This is a genomic window from Sphingobium xenophagum, assembly GCF_031457465.1.
GTDB lineage: Bacteria > Pseudomonadota > Alphaproteobacteria > Sphingomonadales > Sphingomonadaceae > Sphingobium > Sphingobium xenophagum_A.
Genome location: NZ_JAVDWV010000011.1, coordinates 17,563 through 35,214 on the forward strand (window position 1 = coordinate 17,563; position 17,652 = coordinate 35,214).

The following is a 17,652-nucleotide window of genomic DNA, read 5'->3' on the forward strand; positions in this document are numbered from 1 at the left end:
CCCGGTGGCTTGCCATCGGGCGATCGGTTCGACAGGGTATCCCTGACATGCGTAACGATCTCGATCATCTTCCCGCCGACAAACAGCGTGAACTGGAGCGCGTGGTACAGATCATCTTCGAAGAATTCGAGGATGCTTTTGCGCTCTCGCGGCATGAATGGAAGAAGGCAGGTCGGATCCTCAAGATCGTGCTTTATGGCAGCTATGCCCGTGGCACCTGGGTCGACGAGCCGCACACCGCCAAAGGCTATAAGTCCGACTATGATCTTCTGATCATCGTCAGCGACCAGCGCCTGACCGATCGCGTCAAATATTGGCTCAAGGTCGATGACCGGCTGATGCGCGAATATGGCATCACCGCTACGCTCAAGACCCCGGTCAACTTCATCGTCCACACCCTGCAGGAGGTGAATGACGGCCTTGCCCATGGCCGCTATTTCTTCATGGACGTCGCCAAGGACGGGATCGCGCTCTATGAGAGCGAAGACAGTGAATTCCATCAGCCCAAGCCCAAGACGCCGCAAGCGGCGCTCGATATAGCGCGTGAGTATTTCGAAGAGTGGATGCCCAGCGGGCAGCAGTTTCTAGAAACTGCTAGGTTCACCTCTAGTAAAGGCTGGAACAAGAAGGCTGCTTTCCTAATGCATCAAGCGACAGAGAGCCTTTATCACTGCGTCCTGCTTGTCGTAAATTTCTACACACCACACGTTCATAATTTGGCATTCTTACGGACGCAGGCAGAGAAGATTGACCGGCGGCTGGTCCATGTGTGGCCAAGCGATAATCGCGAGCAGCGGGCCCGGTTCGAGAAGCTGAAGGAAGCCTATGTGAAGGCGCGCTACTCCAAAAATTATCGCATCACCGAAGAAGAATTAGCTTGGCTTGGCGAGCAGGTCGAGGAACTGGGCCGGGTCGTGCATGCAATCTGCACCGAACGCATCGCCGATCTTAGAAAGGCCGCAGGCATCACCGCCTGATCATTCCGGTTGAGGGTCCACTTTCCCGAGCGCGTCCGCAATCATCGCTGCCAATGACTCTTCCGCCCGTATGCGTGCAGCCGCATCTTTCGCGGTGAGATCCTGGCGGATCCATTGCGGTGCCCGTTCTATCACGGCGAGAATGGCCGCCTGGATATGTTCATTCATGCCGCCGCCTATGCCTGGTCAGCTTTCGTCAGGCAATGAATCGCTGGCGAACATCCGTTGACCGCGTCTGCGCCATAGCAGGAGCAGCCGCTCGTGATCGTCTGTGCGCAGCTGTGCCGCAGCCTCGCCCAGCAGTCCGAGCATGACGGCGCGATCATCATCGGTGAGCGCAACCAGATCGGCCTTTACGACCAGCCCGCCCAGTTCGATCAGATGGCGGGTACGTTCGCGCCGCTTCACCTGCCAGTCCCGCCAATCATGCCGCGCCTGGACTGCCTCCAGCCGGTGACGCGCGATCGTGACCCGTTGCACCGCCGCCCGGCTTGTCGCCAGCGCTGTGGCCAGCTTCGCCTCGCTTGCCTGAAAAGAAGGCCGCGCCCCGTTTGTGCCACGCCTCCCGTTTCGCGCTGTCCGTGGTGGCGACGGCGTCCAGCAGCGCCCCGGCTAGCGCTTCGGCGCTGAGTCCATCCGCCCCGGTCGCCATGACCAGTTCGCCGAGCTGGCTTTGTTTGCGGCTCTTGAGCTGCCGGGCCTTGTCGGTGAGAGCCTTGAGCTCAGCATCGAAATCGCGAGGTTTACGCATGGAGAATGTCCTCCTTGTAAGGGTGAGGCCATTCGCGTTATCGACCCTCTCGATCAGTCACAATCTCGTGAAATGTCCTGAGATTGCGCCATCCCGAGATTGATGAAATCTTTTGAGGGCGCGCTTATACGTCGTGCCGACGTGGCTCTTTAGGGGTAATTGGTATGTCGCCATGGCGATCTACCACTTCTCTGCGAAGATCATTTCCCGCGCCGCCGGATCCTCGGCGCTGGCGGCTGCCGCCTATCGCTCCGCCTCCCGGCTGCATGATCAGCGCCTTGGCCGCCATCATGACTTTTCCAACAAAGCTGGCGTCGTTCATAGCGAAGTGATGCTGCCCGACGGCGCGCCAGAACAATGGCGCGATCGCGAGCAGCTGTGGAATGACGTCGAGGCTGCCGAAATCCGCAAGGACGCCCAGCTGGCGCGCGAGGTCGAGTTTGCCATCCCGCGCGAGATGACGCGGGCTCAGGGCATCGAACTGGCCCGTGACTTCGTCAAACGAGAGTTTGTCGACAACGGCATGGTGGCCGACCTTAATGTCCATTGGGATATCGGCAGTGATGGCATGGCAAAGCCACATGCCCATGTGATGCTGTCGCTGCGGGAAGTCACCGACGAGGGCTTCGGCGCGAAGGTCCGCGACTGGAACAGGACCGAACAGCTCACCCACTGGCGCGAGGCTTGGGAAAACCATGTGAACTTGACTCTGGCCGAACTGGATATCGATGCGCGGATCGATCACCGCAGCCTGGAGGCGCAGGGGATCGATCTCGAACCCCAGCACAAGATCGGCCCTGCCGCCTCACGCATAGCAGGCCAAGGCCATGACAGTGAGCGGCTGCAAGAACATCATGAGATTGCGCGGGCCAATGGCGAAAAGCTCCTCGCCAACCCCGGCATCGCAATGGACGCGATCACTCAGGCCCAAGCGACCTTCACCACCCGCGACCTTGCCCTGTTCGTCCATCGCCATAGTGAGGGGAAGGCGCAGTTCGACGCGGTGATGGCGGCGGTGAAGGCGTCGCCCGATCTCGTCACCCTGGGCAAGGACGGGCGCGGCGATGCGCGGTTCACGTCGCGCTCGATGCTGGAAACCGAGCAGCGGCTCGAACGGGCGACCGCCACGCTCGATGCACGCCGCCATCATGGCGTGGCCGAACGCCATGTCGCGCATGCGCTGGAGCAGGCGGCCAAGCGGGGCCTGGACCTGTCGGCCGAGCAGCGCGGCGCGCTCGAACATGTCACCGGCGCCAAGGGGCTCAGCAATGTGATCGGTTATGCCGGCACCGGTAAGAGCGCGATGCTGGGCGTGGCGCGCACCGCATGGGAGCATGCCGGCTATGACGTGCGCGGCGCAGCCCTGTCCGGCATTGCCGCAGAAAATCTCGAAGGCGGATCGGGCATCGCGTCGCGCACCATCGCCAGCCTCGAGCATCAATGGGCACAGGATCGCGAGCTGCTCACCGACAGGTCCATCCTTGTGATCGACGAAGCCGGGATGATTGGTACGCGGCAGATGGAGCGCGTGGTCAGCGAAGCGGAGAAGCGTGGCGCCAAGATCGTGCTGGTGGGCGATCCCGAGCAGTTGCAGGCGATCGAGGCGGGGGCAGCATTTAGATCCGTGGCCGAGCGCCATGGCAGCGTCGAGATTACCTCGATCCGGCGGCAGAGCGAGGCATGGCAGCGCGAGGCGACCCGGGCACTCGCCACGGGCCGGACCGGCGAGGCAATCGACGCCTACATGGAAGCAGGCCATATCCATGCCGCCGAGACCCGCGATGATGCGAGAGCAGATCTGGTGGATCGCTGGGACAAGGATCGCATCGCAGACCCACAGGCCAGTCGTATCATTCTCACCCACACCAATGATGAAGTGCAGGCGCTCAACCAGGCGGCACGCGCCCGGCTGCGCGATGCTGGCGCGCTGGGTGATAACATAGGCCTGCCGGTAGAACGCGGCGAGCGCAGCTTCGCAGCCGGCGACCGCGTAATGTTCCTGAAGAATGAGCGGAGCATGGGCGTCAAGAACGGCACGCTTGGCACGGTGCAAAGCGTGAACCAAGTTCGCATGGCGGTGATGCTTGATGATGGTCGGGCTATTGTGTTCGATATCAAGGATTATGCCGCCATCGATCATGGCTATTCCGCTACCATCCATAAGGCGCAGGGCATGACAGTCGACAAGGTCCATGTGCTGGCGACGCCCGGACTCGATCGTCATGCCGCCTATGTCGCGCTCTCCCGCCATCGGGGCACGGTCGATCTCCATTATGGCCGGGATGACTTTGCCGATCAGGGCAGGCTCGTACGCACGTTGGGCCGCGAGCGGGGCAAGGACATGGTGTCGGATTATGCCAAGGTCACAGAGCAGCAGCGCGAACTGCAGCCTGCGTCCACCGCTCCTCGACGCGGCATGTTCGACGGCCTCAAGCTCAACCGCGCTCCGATCAATATTCCCGAGCAGCCCAGCCCACTGGATCAGGCTGTGCAACGCTATGCCCGGGCCGCGGCAGATATCATCCGCATGAAGGAACAGGGCTTTGATCCGCTGCCTCATCAGCGTCAGGCGTCTGGCGGCGCGATCAAGGACATCGATACGCTGCGCCCCGGCGGCGCGGAAGACATGCGTATCGCTATGAATAAGGACCCTGCCCTTATTCGCGAGGCCACCGATGGTCGCACCAGCCGTGCGATCCAGGCGATGATGGCCGAGGGGCAAATCCGAGCCGATGGCATCAACCGTGCCGATCGCTTTGTCGCTGCCTGGCAGGACAAGGCCCGCGAGTTGAAGGCGCTGGAGCGCCACGGCGATTCCGACGCTGTCTGGAGCGCGAAGCAGGACATGCATGCGATGGCCAAGGCGCTGCATCGCGATCCCCAGCTCGAGTCGCTGCTGCGCAATCGGACCAAGGACCTTGGCCTCGGGTCTCAGAAGGGCGCGTCCATTTCTCAGAGCCTCCAGCAATGGCTCGACCGCTCGCGTAACCGTGGAATCGGACTGTAGGGTCCGAGCTCATGACCGACATAGCCCCCCAATCCGCCATCACCGATGATCCGAGCCAGGCCTTTGAGGGCCTGCGGCGGGAGATATCACTGCTCCACACCGCCATTCAGGGCCTGACGGCCGCGCGGGAGAGGATACCCGATTACAACCCGACGCTGGGGGCGATTGGGAAACAGCTTGCGACCCTGACGGAGGACATTGGGGTCATTGCTCAAGCCCCGGCTGTCAAGCTGACCCCGACCGTCATGGTCCGGGAACTTGCCAAAGCTGCCATCGATGTGCGCGCCGATGACAAGCAGCAGATGGATGAAGCGCGAGCCGTGCTGCACCAATCGATAGGTCGGCTCGAGGGGATTGCCCTGCGGGCGCGGACTACGCAGCATCAGCGCAAACGGGGGGTAGCGATCGGCGGCTGCGCTTTTATTGCTGGCATCCTGCTCTGGTCGTTTCTGCCGGGCGTGATCGCCAGGTCGCTGCCAGCAAGCTGGCATGTGCCCGAATGGATGGCGGCGCGAATGCTGAAAATAGAGGAGGTAGCTTTGATCCAAATGCGCGACGCTCATGTTAATGGGTTAAATACTGAGAGAGGTAGGTCAGGCCAGCCTCGCCGATAATAGAGCCGTAATTCAATGTGGTTTTACAGAAATATTGTAACTATTCATGTCAAAATACAGCCAGATATAATGAACATTTGATAATTGCAGTTATCACATAAGCGCATTTGACCCCTATTCATAAGGTGCGCTACAGCCGCGGGCATGGACGCCGATAGAGCAGGTGGGCGAGAAGGCCCGGAAACCCCTGATTTCGACGCCCCTAGTGGCGCAATCGCCGCGACGTCGGTTGAGGGAATGCCTGCGATCGCCTGGACGGCGACCCAGATGCGCACCGGCCACGTCGGCGCAACGATGGGCTTTGATGTAGCTGCTGCCGATCTGACCGGTCTCCGAAATCCGGCCTTCCTCTGTCAGCGCCACCAAGATGTGGGTCCGGATGCCCCGACGGCTCACCTGTTCCAGCGGTTGTAAAGGGTTGTCGGCGGGCCGTACTCAGTGGAGCAATCCTCCCATCGTTCGCCGCATTTGAGCATGTGGATGATGCCAGAGATCACACACGACCCGTTGCGCTCCGGGCTGGTTTTTCGGCAAATGCGGCTTGGCAACTTGAGCTTGAACGGTTAACCAGAACAATGAACGCGACATTCTCAAAGCCTTCTGCCTCAGCGAAGACTCCCTGAATCAATGTGCACGCGGATTTTCAAGCGGCTGATTGGGTTTGGACCCTAGGGCAGCTTCACCGGATCCAGTGCCTCCAAGGATTGTAATACAGCTGGCGGCAAACCTCGCATGCTCTCAAGCATGCTGCTAAAGAATACTTCTGCCTTTGCCTTAAGATCGGCGAACATGGCAGCATTGCGTCGCTTATAGTTGGCGTGTTCGGTCTCATCTTCGGCGAGGTTGTACAGAAATTCTCGTTTTTCGATCTTAAGATATTTCCAAGGGTAGGCTAGGGCGGAAAGCATTTCACCCGGGGTCTTCCAGTAGACGACCCGGTCGACCGGCTTGGCCCCGAACAGCTGCGGCGAGAGGTCTATCCCGTCCGAAGGCAAGGTTGGGTTGGTGAAGGCGCCAGCCAGTGAGGCGAATGTCGGGAGAAAATCCATCGACATAGCGACCTGGTTTGACCGCGATCCGCGCTTGATCGCGCCGGGCCAGCTGACAAGGAGAGGCACACGGGTGCCGCCCTCCCACAGATCACCTTTCGCACCGCGTAACGGCCACATTTTCGAAAAGCGTTCCCCGCCATTGTCGCTCGTAAACACGATCACAGTATCGCGAGATAGATCGAGGCGTCGCAGCAGGGCAAGTACACGCCCCACGCCGTCATCCATAGCCCTAACCATTTCGCCATAAATCGCCGGCGAACCGCCGTCGAAATGAGCGTCTGACATCCGCGGCAGGCCGCGATCGGACCGTGTCTCCCACGGCCAGTGGGGCGCATTGTAGTGCAAGGACAGCAGAAATGGCTGCCTCGCATTGCGCTTGATGAAATCGCAAGCCCGGTCTGTGAAGAGATCCGTGGCATAGCCCTCGACGTCTACGGGACGCTCGTTTTCATAGAGATCTGGGTCACGCCCATCAGGGTCCGTCGCCTTGTCCGGGGCGTGGGTCCAAAATTTGCCTAGGTCATGCGTCGAGTAGGAGATACCTCCACCCATCAGCCCGAAGAATTCGTCATACCCGCTCTTATTCGGGCCGAAGCCCGGCAATTCGCCCAAATCCCATTTGCCAACAAGCGCCGTTCGATATCCTGCGCTCTTTAGGACGCTGGCCAGCGAAGGCAGTGAAGCCGGGTAACCGAGCGTAGCACTCGGATATCCGCCGCCTTCGCCAGTCCCGATTGGCAGGCGGTTCTGGTACCGGCCCGAGAACAGCGCCACGCGCGTCGGCGCACAGGAACTCGAGTTGGCATAGCCAAAGTTGAACTTCATGCCCTCTTGCGCAAGGCTGTCGATGTGCGGCGTCGTGTAGTCGGTACGACCATAGCACGACAGGTCGAAGGCCCCCATATCGTCCGCTAAGATAAAGATAAAGTTGGGCTTGCGCCGCTGGGATGCTGCAAAGGCGCTCCCAAATCCGGTCGATGCCGTCACCGCCGCCGAGATGCCGGTGCCTAGCAGTCCGCGCCGCGAAAAGCCTTCAAATCTATCATTCATCGTAACCCTTTCTCAGATGGGGTTATAAGCGCTGTGATGCCCGTCGCCAGCAGCGGTATCGGCGCTTACGCGATCAGGCCAAGGTTCTTGATTGCATCTTGACCTTGATTTCCGGTTGCGCCGAAAAGGCCGCAAACCAGTCGAGGGCGGTCGGATTGGCCATCGCATCGCGGCTAGCGACGACATTGGCTGCGGCGCCCATCATGAGCTTGCGGACAGGCACCTCCATCTTCTTCCCCGTAAGCGTGTAGGGAATTTCCGGCACATAATAGACTTCGTCGGGCACGTGTCGCGGAGAAGCCTCCTCGCGCAGGGCGCGTGCGATGACCTGCGCCGTGACGTCCTCGGGGCTGACGCCGACTGCCAATTGCACGAAGAGGGGCATATAGTAATTGCCATCCGGCAATTCGCAGCAAATCACCAAGCTGTCGCGGATGCCAGCCACCTGCTCGAGCACACTGTAGATCTCGGCGCTTCCGATACGGACGCCGTGTCGGTTCAATGTCGAGTCCGAGCGGCCGTAAACATATACGCCGCCTTCTCGCGTGATCTTGGCGAGGTCGCCATGTCGCCAAACCCCTGGAATGGCGGAAAAATAGCTGTCATGGTAAAGCGTACCGCCTTCGTCGCCCCAGAAATATAGTGGCATCGAAGGCATTGGCTTTAGCACCACCAGTTCGCCTGTTCGATCGAGCAGAGACTGCCGATCGTCATCCCAGACTGCCAGATCCGTGCCCAGTGCGCGGGCCTGAATTTCACCTGCCCGAACCGGCAGCGTAGGAACGCCAGTGGCGAGGCCGCTGCAAAATTCGGTCCCGCCGGACTGCGAGGTGAGCCACAAATCCCGTTTCACATTTTCGTAGAACCAGGCAAAGGTGGCGGGCGTGGAAGGCGAGCCCCCGACCATCACCGCTTCCAGAGCAGACAGGTCAAAACGCTCCCGGGGCCGGACGCCCTCCTTCTCCATGATTTGAACGAGTGTCGGACTGGCCCCAAAAAAAGTTGTGCGGCTGTCGGCAGCCATGCGCCAGAGCATATCGACCCCACCATGTGTAGGGCTGCCGTCGTACAACACTGCTGAGCTGCCAGCGATAAGCGCCGCCACCACAATGTTCCACATCATCCATCCGGTAGTGGAATAGAAGAACATCGTAGTCGAACAGCTAAGGTTGCAATGCAACATGATCACCTTGTAATGCTCGACGATCATGCCGGCATGACCGTGCACGATTGCCTTAGGTAGGCCCGTGGTCCCGGAGGAGAAAAGCACCCACAGCGGGTGATCGCTGGCCACTCTCTCAAAGGCGAATTCCTCGCGCGCGATCGTTGGCCGATCTATCAACGCGGCGTATTCCATCGTCCGCACTGGCAGGTTGCGCTTGGACAAGCCCAAAAAGTCTAGCCGGACGACGGTTTCGAGGCTGGGCAGTCCTTCGACGATCTCGGCCACCTCTTCGTCCCTGTCGAAGATGCGTCCGCCGAAGCTATATCCATCGGTGACGAAGATAAGTTTGGGAGATATCTGACGAAAACGATCGAGGATGGTTTTCGCGCCAAATTCCGGTGCGGCTGCTGACCAGACCGCGCCGATCGAAATGCAGGCCAGCATCGCCACGGCAGTTTCCCAAACGTTGGGCATGTAGGAAACGACGCTATCGCCCGGTCGTATGCCGAGTTCGCGCAATCCGGTCGCCAATCGTCGAACGCGGTCGCCGACCTCGTGCCAGGTCAGCGTATCGAGCGGACGCGTCTCAGCGGAATGATAGAAAGCAATTTCATTCGAAGCTGCCTCCGCTTCGTATCGTAGCAGATGTTCCGCGTAATTGACGCGGGCGCCGGTGAACCAGCGGACACCGGAAACACCCTCGCCCTGCAGCACGGACTCATAAGGTACATCAGAGCAAACGTCAAAATATTCCCACATCGCACTCCAGAACGCTTCTAAGTCATCTACTGACCATTGCCAAAGCGCCTCGTAGTCATCGAAGACCAGACCACGGTGGTTCAGGAGCCACGCCTGAAAGCGACTAATATTTGACCGCTTGGCAAAGGCGGCACTAGGCCGCCAAAGCAATTCTCCCTCAACAACCATTGAAACGGCCTCTTTCCCTTTATGGCTCCCAGCATTGCGTCGTTATGTTTGTACGCCGCACGTCAGGAGATCTTGTACATGCCCCCGTCCACGACCAGGACTTGCCCCGTTATGTGACGCGCTTCCTCGCTGGCGAGGAAGGATACCGGACCCGCGACGTCCTCCGGTTCTCCGAGCCGCTTGATCGGTTGGGCGTTTGCGACCTCGATCCGCATGGTGTCCGATGCGGCGGCAGTGCCAGGCGTATTGGTTAATCCCGGCATAACGGCGTTGACCGTGATGCCGTCGTTGCCCAGGTCGTTGGCCAGCCCCCGGACGAAGCCGATCACGCCCATTTTACTCGCCATATATGCACACATGCCCGGGTAGGATGCCCCAATCGTGTTCGACGACAGGCTGATGATGCGGCCGTACTTCTGGGTTCGCATGATACCGATGACGCTCTTTGCGGCGATGAAATGCGCTTCGAGGTTAATCGCAAACGTGTTGCGCCAAAGATCGAGATCGGTTTCGTCGATCGGCACAATCGGCATGACGCCAGCATTGTTGATCAGGATGTCGACCCGGCCATAAGCGTCGATCACGGCAGTAACGAGTTCTGCCCATTTCGTGCTCGAGGTGACGTCGAACACGGCCGTCATCGCCTCACCTCCAACCGCGGCCTGAGTTTGCGATGGATCATCCTTGTCCACTAGGACGACCTTCGCTCCGCGGCGCGCGAGATGTTCGCTGATAGCGCGGCCGATTCCGCCTGCTGCGCCGGTGACGATCGCGACTCGCCCTTCGTGGGTCTCGGCCATGGGATCAAGTTTCCTCGTGTTGGTAGTAGCCAGGAACCATCAGCTATCCATCTCGGCGAGATTGGCGATCGCCGTGCCGAAGCCAGTGACGGTCCTGAAAAGATGGTCGTCGGGCCAGACGTCACCGCGCCATGCGATATGTTGATCGGGCCTTATTAATGCCATTTTACGCTCGTAAACGCGGGCCAGCTCGACATCGCCGATGCGAACCACCTCCAAAGGTACTTGCAGCTCCGCAGCCTCTGCGCCTGCACGGTCAATGTAAGCCTGCTCAACGCCATCGAAAGCGAGGAGCGTGAAGCCCGCACCGAAAAGGTCGTAAAGGGATCGGCCATCGGCCAACCAGCTATGCGGTGCGAGGCACCCAGGCGCTGCACTAGGAACATAGTCCCTGTTGGGCACCCAGTCCTTCTCAGTGCCGTCTGGGACGATGATCGGCGACGCGAGATAGCGCAGGCCCAGTACGATCCCGAGCGTATGGAATTCCTGCTTTTTCGTCCGCGCGATGAGCTCCGAGACCTCTGCGCGAATTGATTCGCCCTCGGCCGTAGGCTCCTCGATCCCATGGCGCATCAGCTGGTTCGGTGCCACTTTGTGATTATTCTCGGCCTCGTCCATCACGATGTGGTGGACCGGTCGCCGCTCGGCTTCATAACTATCGAGGAGTTCCGAACCTCCCCAGCCTTCCACCGTCGCAGCGAGCTTCCAGCCTAGGTCCAGGGCGTCCGCTACGCCCATATTCATTCCATAGCCTCCAAAGGGTGGGTGGAGATGGCAGGCGTCTCCCGCCAGGAACACACGTCCCACTCGGTACCGGTCCGCGAGTAGGCGACTGGCTATCCACACGTCCGAGCTGAGTATTTCGTAGGGCAAATCCACGCCGGTCGAGCGCTTGATTAGCACGACCATTTCATCGTCTGTAAGTGTCAAATCGGCCGGAAGGCCCATCGGCCCGAAGAACCACCGGTCATCGTCGTCCATCGGGCCGACCACGCTGGGTGCGTCGGGATTGATGAGCCAATACATTATGCCCGGCCCATGCGGATGCGCTTCCGCCAAGCCGGGAGCACGGAAAATGACATTGTAATTCCGGGACAAGCCATAGGTGCCGTCCATGCGGGCACCTATGGCCTCTCTGACGCTGCTCCGCGGGCCATCTGCGCCGATCAGGAAACTTGCCCGGATGGTATCGGACGACCCTGTCGCGTGGTTGCGTACCTGAACATCAACGCCATCCTCGCCTTGGACGAGACCGATGAACTCGGTCGCAAATAGAAACTCGATGGAGGGAAGCTGCCTTGCTTTCTCGAACAGAACGGCTTCGAGCTTGTATTGCGGGATCCATTGCCCGTGCTCGGAGTATCGGTCATCGCGGGCCGGCGCGCAGTTCGCGGCATGCTCGAAGCGGGCCAGGCCGTAGCCATCCATCCGCGTTACAAAATGGATGTGGCTTGGGTAGTCTACGCCGAAGGGCGAAGCCTGCGCCAATGCATCGGAAATCCCCCAGCGGCGCATGATCTCGCGCGTGCGTACGTTGGTGGTCTTGGCACGCGGTGCGTGACCCCGGCGTTGCTCGCGTTCGAGTATGATACAAGGCACGTCGCGAGTGCCTAGTTCAATCGCCAGCGCAAGTCCGGTTGGGCCAGAGCCCACTATGACAATAGGAAACTTATCTTGGAGCTCAGCGCGCATCGTGTGGCTCGCTGCTAGCACCCACCGTCGGATGAATGGCTTGTACCGGCCTCTCGCCAACCGGAGGTTGCGGCGATCCAGAGCCGCTAGCGGCCGATAGATATATCGTTGAAATGCCGATCGTAGACATCCGTTCCCCCTCATCCGGTAAGCGTTACCGGCTCCACCATTTTCTGGCCCGTGGCGATCTCGATACTGAAATTGCGCACGCGGTCGGAAGATGCTTAAAGTGGGCCTTGATAGCTCATAGGCATCACCATCAATGGCGGCGGGACGAGCAAGCCTTGATGCCAGGGGTCACTTGGAAGAGGTTTAGAAGAATGAAGCTTAGCAATATCCGCGACATTTTGGCTGTCGCCGAGACCGGGAGCTTACGTAGTGCGAGCCGGAAGATCGGTATCACTCAACCCACGATAACGCGTAGCATCCGCGACGCCGAGAACGAACTCGGCCTCGAGCTGTTTACACGTACAGTCAGTGGCGCAATGCCCACCGAGTTGGGTAGAATCTTCATTCGGCGAGCGAAAGCCATTCAAAACGAGCTGCGCAAGATTCAGGAGGAATTAGCGCAGGCCCGAGGAGAACTGACGGGAGAAGTATCGATAGCGATGTCGCCGGCGGCAGCAATTGCCCTCCTCCCAAGTGTCCTTGGGACGTTTGAACGGAAATTTCCCAGGGCCACGCTCAAGTTGACCGAGTCGCTGTTGGAGCCAATCGAGTCGGAAATCATCGAGGGCGCGGTCGATTTCTTTGTTGGTCCATATCTAAAAGAGATCACGACCACGGCTCTGCAAGTTGAGACATTGTTCGAAAACCGGCGAGTTGTCGTTGGGCGGAGTGGGCATCCGCTTGCGGGATCGACTAGCTTAGAGATGCTTCGGGACGCGCGATGGGTGCGCCCCAGTTTTGCCGTCCGACGCGACGAAATTGAATTCGAGGCGATTTTCGAACGCGCGGATCTGCCGCCACCTAACATTGCTGTGCAGGCTCGCTCGACCATCATGACGCTTCTGACGGTCGCGAATTCCGACATGCTCTCGGTCTTCCCGGCACAATGGCTCGACCTTGCAGAAAGGAACTTTGGCGTCGAGATCATTCCTCTCAAGACAGCGCTGCACGCTGCCCCCATCTGCGTTATTCGGCGAGGGGGTCTGCCGCTGACGCCACTGGCCGAGGCTGTGTACGATATGATCCAGAAAGCGGGACTGAACTACCGGTTGCAACGGAGCGCCAACGTGGCGGCTTGATCTCGCAATGTGGCGTTCGGTTCGGAAACCGACGTTGCAGATTGAACTAATGGCTGGCTATCCGGCAGCACCGGGCTGGCAAGGCCCCGCAGCATGGTTTTCATCCTACGAGAATGCGCTGCCTCGTTTCAGGCTGTGTGCTTGTTGTCCTGTTGCCTGGCCAAGCAGTCGTGCGTAGCGGCAATCGCTATCGCTTAGGGTTACCGGTCAAGAGCCACGGTTCTGATCCATGCACCGCGACGTTTAAATGTCCTGCTGCGCACCGGCAGTGATCTTGCCGGTGCCAGCGATGAAATCAGCGTCAACGCCCCGGCCGTGACTGACTTGCACCGCGTGCCGAAGCTCCGCCAAACCACCCTCAAGCCATTTAGCACTGCGCCACAACACATGGCCGTCCGGCCGGACGGCAACCACGCCCCCTGGCCCGATCCCGAGGAGATCCTTGATCCGCTCTCCAAAACGCGCCGCGTCAGCCGCAACTGCATGAATCGGCACGCCAGTGTCGATAGACACCTCGCGCGCGATGGCGGACCAGCGATCATCTGCAGCAAACAAAGTCACTCCTTCGGAAAGGATATGACCAAGCGTAGAATCCTCGAACCGTCCGCTAACGGCTGCGTATGGAAGCCGGGCGCCAGGATGCGCATCGGGGCGGTAACTCAGCGTGTCCGTTGACGGCGGCGGCGAGCCGTCGGGTATCAACGCCCCCGTCGTGTATGAAAAACCCAGGTCCATGCCGGCCCCTTGCGCGAAATGCTCGGCTTGCGCGTCGATAGCGTGCTGAACTGCGGCACGATGCGTTGCCGCCTCTGCGTGACCTTCATCGATGCGGAGTGCGCCTGAGGGATAGGAGTCGATCGGGCCTATGCCGGCGTCTGACAGCACCGGCGCCAATGTAGCTATGCCAAGAGCTTCGTCAATCATCCCCATTTTCATCAGGTTGCGCACGCTCTGATCGGTGTTGCGTTGGGCGATCGGCCGGCGTTCTTGCTCGTAGCTGTCGAGCAAAGTCGCGGGCGCGCGCTGTTCGATTACCGCGGAGAGCTTCCAAACGAGATTATGCGCGTCTTGGATGCCCGTGTTCATACCGAGGCCGCCAGTCGGGGGGAAGCGGTGGCAAGCATCTCCCGCCAGAAGTACATGTCCCGCCCGATATGCGGTCGCTACCTGCGCGCTCATGTTCCAGTCGCTGACCGCAAATATGTCGATGGCGACATCTTCGCTGCCGATCGCCTTGTGCAGGATCCTCCGGCTTGCGTCAGCATCGAATGTTTCCATCGGCAGGTCCGCGATGGGAACCAGCATCGCCCAGGTACCCGTTGCCTTTTCGAAATTGATCAGGACGCCCCTGACATCCTTACCGCCGACCCAATAAAGGATTGCTCGACGTCCCTCTACGAAATGATCCAGGTCCGCGCGAAAATAGATGGTCATGAAGCGAGCGAGAGTGCGCGGCCCCTCCATTTCGATGCCGATCGATTTCCGAACGATGCTGCCCGCGCCGTCACAGCCAATCACCCAGCCATAAGCCTCCTTTCGACCTTTTCCTTCTGCCACGGAGCGAATTTCAACTTCCGCGCCCTCCTTGGTTTGCTTGACACCGAGCACCTGTTCCCCAAAGCTCACCGTCCCGCCCAAACTAACAAGGCGATCGTAGAGCAGCGCCTCGAGGCGATTCGGCGCGATGTTTAGGGAACCGAAGGCACTCAACGGACCCCTGTCATCGTCAGGCGCCGCGGGAACGTGCAGGCGACCATATTCACGGTGCGATAAGCTCTCGGTCCACACAACAAGCCCGCTGTCGCTGGCTGACAACGGCTCACCGGCGGCGATGGCCGCATCGACTGCACCCATCTCCGCCAAGACTTCGCACGAGCGCGTGTTGAGAACATGGGCGGCAGGCAGGTTTGCCAGACCTGCGCGGCGGTCCAGGACCACCGGATCATAACCTCTAAGGCGAAGCATGATCGCTGCCGAAAGGCCGGTAGGACCGGCCCCCACTATGAGAACCGAGTTCCGATCAGACATGATTAAGCCCTCGGACTCGTGAAGCGCTCTGACCAACTTGTCAGTAGCGATAGGATAGCCGCAGTCCATAAGTGCGTGGCGGGGCAATCGAGACGCCCACGAACGAGGGAACGAAGCTGTTCTGGAAAGCGGCCAAATAGACCGGCTCATTGCTGATATTGCGCACGAAGCCTGTAACCGACAGCGTGTCGCCGGGCAACGCGTAAGTCAGTGCCGCATTGAACACCTGATAGGCAGGCAACCGGGTGTTCGGAATGAAGTCTGCCGACGCCTCGCGTTCCGAAGCGAACTGCATGTCGCCGTTGAACGTCAGCGTCCCATTGGTGTCCAGATCGAACACATGGCTGTAAGCCACATTGCCGGTCCATTTTGGAGCAAGCGGAAGGCTCTGACCCGAGCAGTCGACCTGAGCGAAAGGCGGGCTTGCCGGGGTGACAACGCATCCAGTTTTCCCGGAGGGCAGAGCAAACTGCGGCGTCTGATAGATGAAACTGTCATAGCGCGTCTTGTTATACACGAGACTGGCCGACAAATTGTCATTCGACGTTGCCTGAAATACGACGCTGCCTTCGGCACCGTAGGATTTTGCTTGTCCTGCATTGTAGATCAAGCCCGAAAGAATGCCCAGATTGTCCGGGGCGACGGACTGTACCTGCTGGTTTTTGTATTCAAGGTAGAACCCTTCGACATTGACCTGCAGCTTGTTATCGAAAAACCGGTTGCGCATACCGAGCGTGAAGGTTTTGACCCGTTCCGGCTGGTAGGGCGGGGCGACCGCAGGAGAGACGCCGCCGGCCTTGAAGCCAGTTGTGTAGTTTCCATAAAGCATGTTCTGCGGCGCTAGGTCGAACTCGAAGCCGACCTTGAAATCAACGCTGCTAGATTTGGCGATACCGTTCACGGGAAGCGGATTCGTGCCGGGAACCGGAAGGTTTGACGTCCGCGTACCAGCCAAATTACGCTTCTCTTCGGTGTAGCGAAGTCCACCGATCAGCCGTATCGTATTGCTTACCGAGGCGGTCGCCTGTCCAAAGGCGGCTGCGCTCTCGGTTTGCAGGTCTGCCGAGAGAGATACATTTTGGAGCAGGCCTTGATTGGCCGTGACCACATAATGTTGCTTTTCGTTGTAGTAGAAACCACCGACGACCCACTTCAGCCAATCGCTCTCGTTCGATAGGCGAAGTTCGCCCGAATAGGCTTTCGAACTTTCAGGTCGTCCCCGCCCGGCATCTTCTCGCACTTGAAAGTTTATCGACGAGAAGATCTTATAGTCGATCGTGCTTCTCTGATAGGACGGGATGAAGGTGAGCTTCGCGAAGCCAAGATCGGCGTTGAGTTCCCCTTGGAAGTTCCAGAATTCGTTATTTTGATAAAGACCGTTGGGGTCCGGCGCAGTCAGCACCGGCGGGGGAGCTCCCGTTGCCAGGATCGCTGCACCACGTGCATCGGTCGCGCTGGTCCAGGGATCGAACGACCCGATCGATGGGCGTGGCGGTGTGCGGAGGGGGTTACCCTTCGGGTCGTAGAGCGCATAGCCGTTGCCGATCCCGCCCATGTGCGCATAGGCGCCGAACAGGAGGACCGACACCGCGTCGCTAGGCTCGAACAACAGTTGCAGCCTTACAGCCTGGCGCTTGTCGTCGCTGCTGCCGTCGGACAAATAGCCGTCACGAGTGCGAAGCAGGTAAGAAGCGCGGAGCGCGACAGTGTCTCCAAGCGGCAGGTTTATGGCACCGTCGGACGAGATCGCTTGATAGTTGCCGGCCTCGATATTCACGAGGCCTTCAAGCGTTCCGAGCTTGGGCCTTGTGGGCAGGACATTGACCGCGCCGCCGCTAGAGTTGCGGCCATACAGCGTGCCCTGAGGCCCCTTCAGGACCTCGATCCGCTCCAGATCGTAGAACGCCGTGCCGGCGGCCTGGGGTCGCGCATAATTGACCCCGCCAATGTTGAGCGCAATCGCCGGATTGCTGAGTGCGGTTTGGCTGGGATCGCCGACACCGCGCACATAGATCTGCGGAATCGCGCCTGAAGTGCCAATCTGGACGCCCGGAGCGATCCGGGCGATGTCCTCCGTCCGGGAAACGCCTTGCCGGCCGATCTGTTCAGCGGTCAAAACGCTGATCGAAAGCGACGACTTTTGAAGGTTCTCCGCACGGCGCTGCGCCGTAACGACAATATCGTTGATCCCGGCGGCCTCGCTGGCGGCCTGCGCAGGCACCGTCGCGTCAGGCGACGTAGTCTGCTGAGCCGAAGCGGCATGCGGAAATAGTAATGATGATGACGTGCTCAAAGCGATCGCCAGGAAACGCGCTTTTTTCATTTAATCCTCCCCATTTGAC

The 17,652-nt window shown here is 59.6% G+C and carries 13 protein-coding genes; 4 read left to right on the forward strand and 9 right to left on the reverse strand.

Features of this window, described 5'->3' with window-relative positions; genetic code table 11:
• Window positions 1–47 precede the first annotated feature (47 nt).
• A complete protein-coding gene (locus J2W40_RS12525; RefSeq protein WP_310225235.1) occupies window positions 48–977 on the forward strand; it encodes a HEPN domain-containing protein in 930 nt (309 codons plus the stop codon).
• On the opposite strand, the gene J2W40_RS12530 is transcribed toward J2W40_RS12525, so the two are convergent.
• The 3 genes from J2W40_RS12530 to J2W40_RS12540 are packed head-to-tail and all read right to left on the reverse strand — an operon-like array spanning window position 978 to window position 1,728.
• Window positions 978–1,145, reverse strand: a complete 168-nt coding sequence (locus J2W40_RS12530) for a DUF6771 family protein (protein ID WP_310225237.1) — start codon at window positions 1,143–1,145, stop codon at window positions 978–980.
• Window positions 1,146–1,163: 18 nt separating this feature from the next.
• Window positions 1,164–1,385, reverse strand: coding sequence for a conjugal transfer protein TraD (locus tag J2W40_RS12535; protein WP_310225239.1), 222 nt, complete (start codon window positions 1,383–1,385; stop codon window positions 1,164–1,166).
• Between the two features lie 16 nt (window positions 1,386–1,401).
• Window positions 1,402–1,728: a conjugal transfer protein TraD gene (locus J2W40_RS12540; RefSeq protein ID WP_310225241.1), complete on the reverse strand. Its 327-nt coding sequence runs from the start codon at window positions 1,726–1,728 to the stop codon at window positions 1,402–1,404.
• A 172-nt stretch (window positions 1,729–1,900) separates the two neighbouring features.
• On the opposite strand from J2W40_RS12540, the gene traA reads away from it, so the two are divergent.
• Both traA and J2W40_RS12550 read left to right on the forward strand, forming a co-directional pair.
• Window positions 1,901–4,735 (forward strand): Ti-type conjugative transfer relaxase TraA, encoded by a 2,835-nt coding sequence (gene traA, locus J2W40_RS12545; RefSeq protein ID WP_310225242.1) that lies wholly within the window; start codon window positions 1,901–1,903, stop codon window positions 4,733–4,735.
• An 11-nt stretch (window positions 4,736–4,746) separates the two neighbouring features.
• Entirely contained in the window at window positions 4,747–5,349 is a 603-nt protein-coding gene (locus J2W40_RS12550; protein WP_310225245.1) for a DUF6118 family protein, read from the forward strand.
• Between the two features lie 668 nt (window positions 5,350–6,017).
• Here J2W40_RS12550 and J2W40_RS12555 read toward each other — a convergent pair.
• From J2W40_RS12555 to J2W40_RS12570, 4 genes are all read right to left on the reverse strand, one after another.
• Window positions 6,018–7,451, reverse strand: a complete 1,434-nt coding sequence (locus J2W40_RS12555; protein WP_310225247.1) for a sulfatase-like hydrolase/transferase — start codon at window positions 7,449–7,451, stop codon at window positions 6,018–6,020.
• Between the two features lie 73 nt (window positions 7,452–7,524).
• On the reverse strand, window positions 7,525–9,543 hold the full coding sequence (locus tag J2W40_RS12560) for an acetoacetate--CoA ligase (protein ID WP_310225252.1): 2,019 nt from the start codon (window positions 9,541–9,543) through the stop codon (window positions 7,525–7,527).
• 62 nt (window positions 9,544–9,605) lie between these two features.
• Window positions 9,606–10,343, reverse strand: coding sequence for an SDR family NAD(P)-dependent oxidoreductase (locus J2W40_RS12565; RefSeq protein WP_310225254.1), 738 nt, complete (start codon window positions 10,341–10,343; stop codon window positions 9,606–9,608).
• A gap of 39 nt (window positions 10,344–10,382) precedes the next feature.
• Window positions 10,383–12,035 carry an FAD-dependent monooxygenase gene (locus J2W40_RS12570; RefSeq protein ID WP_310225256.1) on the reverse strand — a complete coding sequence of 551 codons (1,653 nt, stop codon included), beginning with the start codon at window positions 12,033–12,035 and terminating at the stop codon, window positions 10,383–10,385.
• A gap of 320 nt (window positions 12,036–12,355) precedes the next feature.
• Between J2W40_RS12570 and J2W40_RS12575 the strand changes: the two genes are divergently transcribed.
• On the forward strand, window positions 12,356–13,282 hold the full coding sequence (locus tag J2W40_RS12575; protein WP_310225258.1) for a LysR substrate-binding domain-containing protein: 927 nt from the start codon (window positions 12,356–12,358) through the stop codon (window positions 13,280–13,282).
• Between the two features lie 243 nt (window positions 13,283–13,525).
• Here J2W40_RS12575 and J2W40_RS12580 read toward each other — a convergent pair whose 3' ends face one another.
• A complete protein-coding gene (locus tag J2W40_RS12580) occupies window positions 13,526–15,460 on the reverse strand; it encodes an FAD-dependent monooxygenase (RefSeq protein ID WP_310225260.1) in 1,935 nt (644 codons plus the stop codon).
• Window positions 15,351–17,633, reverse strand: coding sequence for a TonB-dependent receptor (locus J2W40_RS12585; protein ID WP_310225262.1), 2,283 nt, complete (start codon window positions 17,631–17,633; stop codon window positions 15,351–15,353). The genes J2W40_RS12580 and J2W40_RS12585 overlap by 110 nt, the downstream gene beginning before the upstream one ends.
• Window positions 17,634–17,652 lie beyond the last annotated feature (19 nt).

Coding starts and splice junctions, on each gene's coding strand:
- J2W40_RS12525 (WP_310225235.1), top strand. CDS start 48: ATGCGTAACGATCTCGATCATCTTCCCGCCGACAAACAGCGTGAACTG.
- J2W40_RS12540 (WP_310225241.1), bottom strand. CDS start 1,728: ATGCGTAAACCTCGCGATTTCGATGCTGAGCTCAAGGCTCTCACCGAC.
- J2W40_RS12560 (WP_310225252.1), bottom strand. CDS start 9,543: ATGGTTGTTGAGGGAGAATTGCTTTGGCGGCCTAGTGCCGCCTTTGCC.
- J2W40_RS12555 (WP_310225247.1), bottom strand. CDS start 7,451: ATGAATGATAGATTTGAAGGCTTTTCGCGGCGCGGACTGCTAGGCACC.
- J2W40_RS12550 (WP_310225245.1), top strand. CDS start 4,747: ATGACCGACATAGCCCCCCAATCCGCCATCACCGATGATCCGAGCCAG.
- J2W40_RS12585 (WP_310225262.1), bottom strand. CDS start 17,633: ATGAAAAAAGCGCGTTTCCTGGCGATCGCTTTGAGCACGTCATCATCA.
- J2W40_RS12565 (WP_310225254.1), bottom strand. CDS start 10,343: ATGGCCGAGACCCACGAAGGGCGAGTCGCGATCGTCACCGGCGCAGCA.
- traA (WP_310225242.1), top strand. CDS start 1,901: ATGGCGATCTACCACTTCTCTGCGAAGATCATTTCCCGCGCCGCCGGA.
- J2W40_RS12530 (WP_310225237.1), bottom strand. CDS start 1,145: ATGAATGAACATATCCAGGCGGCCATTCTCGCCGTGATAGAACGGGCA.
- J2W40_RS12575 (WP_310225258.1), top strand. CDS start 12,356: ATGAAGCTTAGCAATATCCGCGACATTTTGGCTGTCGCCGAGACCGGG.
- J2W40_RS12570 (WP_310225256.1), bottom strand. CDS start 12,035: ATGCGCGCTGAGCTCCAAGATAAGTTTCCTATTGTCATAGTGGGCTCT.
- J2W40_RS12580 (WP_310225260.1), bottom strand. CDS start 15,460: ATGAGCCGGTCTATTTGGCCGCTTTCCAGAACAGCTTCGTTCCCTCGT.